Raw genomic sequence first — 6,100 nt, 5'->3', positions numbered from 1 at the left:
CTGTTTGCTGACTGGCGACTTCACCCCAGCTGGCTGAGAACTGCTGTTTTGCCAGAAAAGCAAATTCCGCAGATTTAACTTAGACCAGCGATTCCCGCGTGTAGTTCGCTTCGTTCCCGAACTTTGTCTGGGAGGGTAGCCTGGGCTGGTAAACTCCCTGACTCCAACTGGAGATTCGCCTGGGTCATTTGCCGCTGACTCAGAAACAGCTTGGCGCGTCGAAGCACGACCCGGAGCAGTCGTTGCTGCGTATGACTGCATCTCTGGTAAAGAAGTAGAGTTGCGTTCCGTCACTTTCGGCTCGACCCGCTCAGCCTCTGGCAAGGTTTGAACGCTGCTGGAAGTAGTGTTTTGTAAAGTAGTGGGATGGGATGCTTTCAGGTTCGATCGTTCTGCAATTGGCGTAGGGCGAGGAATTCCATTCAAATTAGCTGCCGATTCTTGAACCGATTTTGATGCGATGATATCTTTAGTTCGCTGGATCTGGTTTTTCAGACCCCATACAGTTTCGCTTTGCGATTCTGTACCCCCATCTGTCGGGGTATCCTCAAAATTGGGTGAGCCAGCTGTTGATGTCGGCGATGGTCGAGAAGATCCCATCACTTCCCACTCAGTTGCATCTGTAGCGGGCAGTGCTTCCAGGCTAGTTTGCAACTGCTCGTCGGCGAAGTAATCCTTCAGGGACACCTTTTCCTTCGCCAAGTCGCGGAAATGCGGAAACACTTCTGTTTGCAACCAGCGTTCGCTGTACAAACAAAGTCCCGGCAACAAATCCGGAGCGCCTTGAGAATGTTCGCGAATGAAGGCTAACGATTCGTATTCTCCAGAAAATTCCAGGGCATGAGAAGCTTCTTGAGTTTGTCCCAGCAGTAGCGCACAAACAGCTTGTTCCAGATGCACGTCTTGGCGCTTGCCCAGACGCATCAGCATCAGCTTGGCTCGCCGGATCAGGGTTGGTTGTCGCTGAATGAACCCGCGTGCCAATAGGGCATAAACTGCCAGATAAGTAGCTACAGCGGAGGGACGACGGGCTTCTTCTTCAAACAGAGTCTGCTGCTCGGCTGAGGTAAGATAGGGACGCAGTTGCTGGATAAAGCGCAGAAAGTCATCAACGCTCAGTCCGGATCGATCGTCGCCTGTGCCATCCATGCCGCCTCTTTCTTGCAGCATTTCTCGCAATAACAGCAATCCTGGGCGTCGCTGTTGTATTTTTTCTTCGGGCAGCCCCAATAACTCTAAAACTCGATAGGGCCGCAGTTTGTAGAGGTCGGCTTGGATTTCTCCCCGCACTAGAGCAAATACGCCGTGGCGCAACAGCAATTCTTGACCTTCGTTGAGAGTGTTGGCTGCATCTTCGTATCGACGTTGCTGCCATTGTTCTCGGCCCAATTCCAAACAAGCTAGGGCGAAGGTTAAGACGATATCCTGTCCGATGATTTTGGGATCTCCAAATCGGCTTTTTTCGAGTTCGACATAGCCATTGTTGAGATAGGAGCGGCCCAGCTTCAATACCAGTTCGTATTCTCCCAACTCTTGCAAAATGAGTAGGGCACCGATGAATTCGTCTTCTTCAATTTCAATAGTAGGAGCGGGGTAAGGGCTCCCAACCGTAGAGACAGATGAAGCCGTTAGTGGTGGCTCTGCCTGTTGTTCTAATGAAATACTTTTTACCGACGAGTCTGTGGCAGTGGCCGATGGCGGATTAAATCCGCCAGGAGTGTAGGTGTTGGCGAGGAAACTAGCATCGTAAGCGCGACGCTCTTCTGGATCGCGGAGGACGGCGTAGGCTTCGTCCAGCAGTTGTTTGCGGGCAGCGATCGCCATCTCCGAATATTCGCGTCTTGGCATTTGCTGGATGCGATCGCCATAAGCTTGCTGCAACTGTTCCGCAGAAGCCTGTATCGGCACACCCAAAATCCGGTAATAGTCCAGTGGAATACGCACGAGCCTCTAACCCTAGCGGCGAACAACTAAATTAGCTTATGTTATCGAATAGTTACAGGTTTTATCGACAAATATACCACTTGTCTTACCAACCATTTTGTAAGGCGTTACCCTCACCGGACGTACTACCACGCCCTGTTTTCCCTTGGCAAATGCGTTGGGAAATATTTTCCCGATTACCCTTTGACAAGTTTGTGCCCAACACGGTGACAGTCTGATTCAGCTTCCACAGGTTTGATTGGAAATCATCCCCCCTTAAGCGTCATCACACTTGAAAGTGCGATCCTGACAGCAGCCAGGGTTCCCAAGACCGAAAACCTATTTATTTGTACGGATTCCGGTGGAGGTTTTCCCACATTTGGAGAGGGAATCTTTTTTTCCCGATTCGCGCTGCTAGTTACTCAGAAGAACTGCGACACGAATGCTGTCAGCCAGTCGGGTGGGAATTTCAACCGCTTTTATTCTAGTACAGAACTTTGGTTTGTCAGTTCTGTTTCAGTCTAGGAGTACGACGGGGCATAATAGCCTAGCTGGTTAACTGCTTCTGGAAAGGCAATCAGCTTCCAGAATACACTTTCGATCGCGATCGACCCGGATACTGAGAGAATGATAAATTTGGTTCTTGCTGCGAGGATACAACAAGTTAATGGTTATGGAACGAACTGCACCTGTTTTTGACTCTTCACAAGTACAAATAACTAAGGAAGAAGGACTGCGGCTTTACGAGGACATGGTTTTGGGGCGCTTCTTTGAGGATAAGTGCGCTGAAATGTACTATCGGGGCAAAATGTTTGGTTTTGTTCACTTGTACAACGGTCAAGAGGCTGTGTCTACTGGTGTGATCAAATCTTTACGCCAAGATCGGGATTTTGTTTCCAGCACTTATCGCGATCACGTCCACGCTTTGAGTGCTGGTGTACCTGCGCGTGAGGTGATGGCAGAATTGTTCGGTAAGGCGACTGGTTGCTCGAAAGGTCGCGGCGGTTCGATGCACATGTTCTCTGGGGAACATAATTTATTGGGCGGTTATGCTTTTGTGGCGGAAGGCATTCCCGTTGCTACTGGTGCGGCGTTTCAATCTAAGTATCGCCGGGAAGTGATGGGAGATGCCAGTGCTGACCAGGTGACGGCTTGTTTTTTTGGAGATGGTGCTGCTAATAACGGTCAGTTTTTTGAGTGCTTGAATATGGCGGCTCTGTGGAAGCTGCCGATTCTCTATGTGGTGGAAAATAATAAGTGGGCGATCGGTATGGCTCACGAGCGTGCAACTTCTGTTCCGGAAATTTATACCAAAGCTGCTGCCTTCGGTATGGCGGGTGTGGAAGTTGACGGGATGGATGTGTTGGCGGTACGACAAGTTGCACTGGAAGCGATCGCTCGCGCTCGTGCCGGTGAAGGCCCTACTGTCATTGAAGCCCTTACTTATCGTTTCCGGGGTCACTCTTTAGCTGACCCGGATGAACTTCGCTCTAAGGAGGAGAAGGACTTCTGGTTTACCCGCGATCCGATTAAGAAGTTGGCGGCTTATTTGACTGAGAAAAATTTGGCTTTTGAGGATGAATTGAAGGCGATCGACAAGAAGATTCAAGCTGTAATTGATGATGCTGTGAAGTTTGCCGAGGAAAGTCCCGAACCCGATCCGAGCGAATTATATCGCTTCATTTTTGCCGAAGACGAATAGGATCGCAACACACATGGCACAGATGCACGTATGGCAAGATTTTTGCTTTCCTATTTCTGTATCTGTGTCTATTTCTGGAATCTCATCTGAAATATTAAAAAATATTTAATTTTTAATGAAGCGAAGGGTTTTTGATGATTTTTGTGGCTGTTTATGATACTATTGTATTACAATGGAAATATTTCCTAATTTTTTATTTATGTAAATATTCCCATTATAAATAATATACACCAAAATTCTAACTAACGCAAGAGCCTAGCCCCTAATCATAAGTTCTTGATTTTCTCAAAGGTTTGCAACCGAAGATTGCCGCTCAAATTGCTAAAAAAGTATTGGCGCTGAATGTCGATCCTTTGCCTGCTGATAGCAAAGAATTAATTGGTTATCCTGGTTATTATCGGGTAGATAGTGGCGAATATCGGAGCGTTTATCGATTTAATGCCGATGAAGACTTGGTAGAGATAATTTTGGTTGGCAAGCGCAATGATGATGAAGTGTATAAAAAACTGGAGCATCTTTTCTGAGACAGATCCAACCAGAAAATACTTAATATTATTGGTGAATTAACGAAAGAAGTTTTAATTCTTTTCGAGTCATTGCCTTGTAATCCTGTTTCATGTCTCGTATCTCCAATCACCATAGCGATCTCCTAACTTCAAATGTTCCGAAAATTGCCTGATTCTTCTAGATACCCAACTATTTGGGCTGAGTTGGTGCGATCGCTAAATTTTACCTCTTCTATTTCTCGTTGTAAATCAATAGCTTTGCTTTCATTTTTACTTACAAAAATTGTTACTATGCTAACTTTATCTAGATATTTATCCTTATTTATATCGGTAATTAAATGTTCTATAAACAGCTTTTGAGTAGGCAATGAAGCTGTCATCATTTGAATTCTTATCAACTTTTGATGATTGTTTGAATCTGTCATAATAAACTTAGAAGATGTTTCCGGTACTTTGGCTATCGCTACCTGGGGATACTGATGCTGTAGCCATTCAATAACTGCTGCATTTAATGCCGCATTTTCTTCGTATGTCTTATCTGCGTAAGCATAGAAAGCATCGTCGTCATCTCGATGAGCAAGCACATAAGCACGCAATTCTTTTTTGGACATTGATTTAAAATTCGGTTTCGTCATTTTTCACAAACTCCCCATTACGGTCAATTACTACTTCGATTTCTTCACCAGCTAAAATAAATACATTACCCGTGCGTTCGTCGAGGCGTACTAGAAAAATAGGCAGATACATCCTTGTTAAGTCGCAACAAACAAGGAAACATTTTAAAGTCTGTGCTGCTGTCAGAATAATCGATACCTCTTCACACCCTTCATTCTATAGTTTACACTGGAGTTGCTTCGCTCAGATTGCTATGGCAAATTACTATAGATTATGGAAATGCGATCGACTGTCACTAGCTCCCACTCAACCTATTCACAAAATTACCATGTTCTGCGGTTGCCAAACCTTCCTGCACTACCGCCAAAACTCGCGCTAAATCTCCCGTTATTAACGCCGCTACAGCTAACCACAAACCTGGAAATACTTCGCTGCGAATTACACCATTTGTATCTGCTTCTAATTGCACGTATTCGCCTTCCCGCAATCTAAACCAATTTAATTCTTTTTCATTAACTTTCCAGACTAAATATTCCTGTACTCCATTCCGACGATAAACTCTTAATTTGTCATGCAAATCGTAAGAAGCAGTGCTAGCTGCTATCTCGACAATTAATTCCGGCGCACCTTCAATATAATCATCATCGCTAATGCGAGATTGACCGCCTACACTAGGATCTAATCGCAGGAGTGCATCTGGTTGTGGTTCGTTGTCCAAATCTAGACGCACGGTGGCGTTGTCGCATAGCATAACGCCTGGGGTAGCGGCACAATAGACAAATAACCAGCCAATAATATGACTATGGGGTTCACCGTGTCTTCTAGCACGCACTGGTGAGGACATATAAACCACTCCTTCAATTAATTCAGCTTTGATATGGGGCATTGCTTGATAGCGCTTCTCGAACTCATGCCGAGTTAGTCTGTCGCCATTTTCCAGGGGTGGTATAGTGTCGGAGGGGAATAGGGATTTTTGTACGACCATAAGTTATTACCTGGTAAGGAAATCGGCCATTATCTATAAGGATAGCGATCGCAAATTTTAAATAGTAATATATTTAACTTCTGGTAATGCTCGCGTAAATGCGATCGCACTCCGACCACATCATCCCACACCGTTAACTAAGTGCGATCGCATTATTTTTGCTGAAAACGAATAGACGTCTCCAAAAATTCTTGTGGGGTAGGCATCTTGCCTGCTTTTTGAGATTCTTTTGGCGGAGATGTCTAATATAATCGCAACACAGATGCACCTATGGGAAGATTTTTGCTTTCTTATTCCTGTATCTGTGTCTATTTCTGGAATCTTATCTGAAATATTAAAAAATATTTAATCTTTAATAAAGGGGAGGGT

The 6,100-nt window shown here is 45.2% G+C and carries 6 protein-coding genes; 2 read left to right on the top strand and 4 right to left on the bottom strand.

Going from position 1 to position 6,100, the window contains the following annotated elements:
• A partial coding sequence (locus H6S82_RS14855; RefSeq protein ID WP_191056363.1) for a DnaJ domain-containing protein occupies positions 1 to 1,944 on the bottom strand: 1,944 nt, incomplete at its 3' end.
• A 646-nt stretch (positions 1,945 to 2,590) separates the two neighbouring features.
• Here H6S82_RS14855 and pdhA point away from each other — a divergent pair.
• Entirely contained in the window at positions 2,591 to 3,625 is a 1,035-nt protein-coding gene (gene pdhA / locus H6S82_RS14850; RefSeq protein WP_190464989.1) for a pyruvate dehydrogenase (acetyl-transferring) E1 component subunit alpha, read from the top strand.
• 293 nt (positions 3,626 to 3,918) lie between these two features.
• Positions 3,919 to 4,149 (top strand): type II toxin-antitoxin system RelE/ParE family toxin, encoded by a 231-nt coding sequence (locus H6S82_RS14845; RefSeq protein ID WP_190464988.1) that lies wholly within the window; start codon positions 3,919 to 3,921, stop codon positions 4,147 to 4,149.
• 131 nt (positions 4,150 to 4,280) lie between these two features.
• Here the strand turns inward: H6S82_RS14845 and H6S82_RS14840 are convergent, their stop codons facing one another.
• The 3 genes from H6S82_RS14840 to H6S82_RS14830 all read right to left on the bottom strand — a co-directional run bounded on the left by H6S82_RS14840 (position 4,281) and on the right by H6S82_RS14830 (position 5,731).
• Positions 4,281 to 4,766: a hypothetical protein gene (locus tag H6S82_RS14840; RefSeq protein WP_190465027.1), complete on the bottom strand. Its 486-nt coding sequence runs from the start codon at positions 4,764 to 4,766 to the stop codon at positions 4,281 to 4,283.
• On the bottom strand, positions 4,747 to 4,878 hold the full coding sequence (locus tag H6S82_RS34040) for a hypothetical protein (protein ID WP_255512233.1): 132 nt from the start codon (positions 4,876 to 4,878) through the stop codon (positions 4,747 to 4,749). Before H6S82_RS34040 ends, H6S82_RS14840 begins: the two co-directional genes overlap by 20 nt.
• A 163-nt stretch (positions 4,879 to 5,041) precedes the next feature.
• Positions 5,042 to 5,731, bottom strand: a complete 690-nt coding sequence (locus H6S82_RS14830; RefSeq protein WP_190464987.1) for a Uma2 family endonuclease — start codon at positions 5,729 to 5,731, stop codon at positions 5,042 to 5,044.
• Positions 5,732 to 6,100: the final 369 nt, after the last annotated feature.

The sequence above is a fragment of the Planktothrix sp. FACHB-1355 genome (genome assembly GCF_014748295.1).
Taxonomy (GTDB): domain Bacteria; phylum Cyanobacteriota; class Cyanobacteriia; order Cyanobacteriales; family Aerosakkonemataceae; genus Aerosakkonema; species Aerosakkonema funiforme_A.
The sequence above is the reverse complement of the archived record's forward strand: the minus strand, read 5'-3'. Positions and strand labels throughout refer to the sequence as shown.

What these genes read in the sequence shown, in the direction of transcription:
- H6S82_RS34040 (WP_255512233.1), bottom strand. Translation starts at nt 4,878, where the DNA reads ATGTATCTGCCTATTTTTCTAGTACGCCTCGACGAACGCACGGGTAAT.
- H6S82_RS14840 (WP_190465027.1), bottom strand. Translation starts at nt 4,766, where the DNA reads ATGACGAAACCGAATTTTAAATCAATGTCCAAAAAAGAATTGCGTGCT.
- pdhA (WP_190464989.1), top strand. Translation starts at nt 2,591, where the DNA reads ATGGTTATGGAACGAACTGCACCTGTTTTTGACTCTTCACAAGTACAA.
- H6S82_RS14830 (WP_190464987.1), bottom strand. Translation starts at nt 5,731, where the DNA reads ATGGTCGTACAAAAATCCCTATTCCCCTCCGACACTATACCACCCCTG.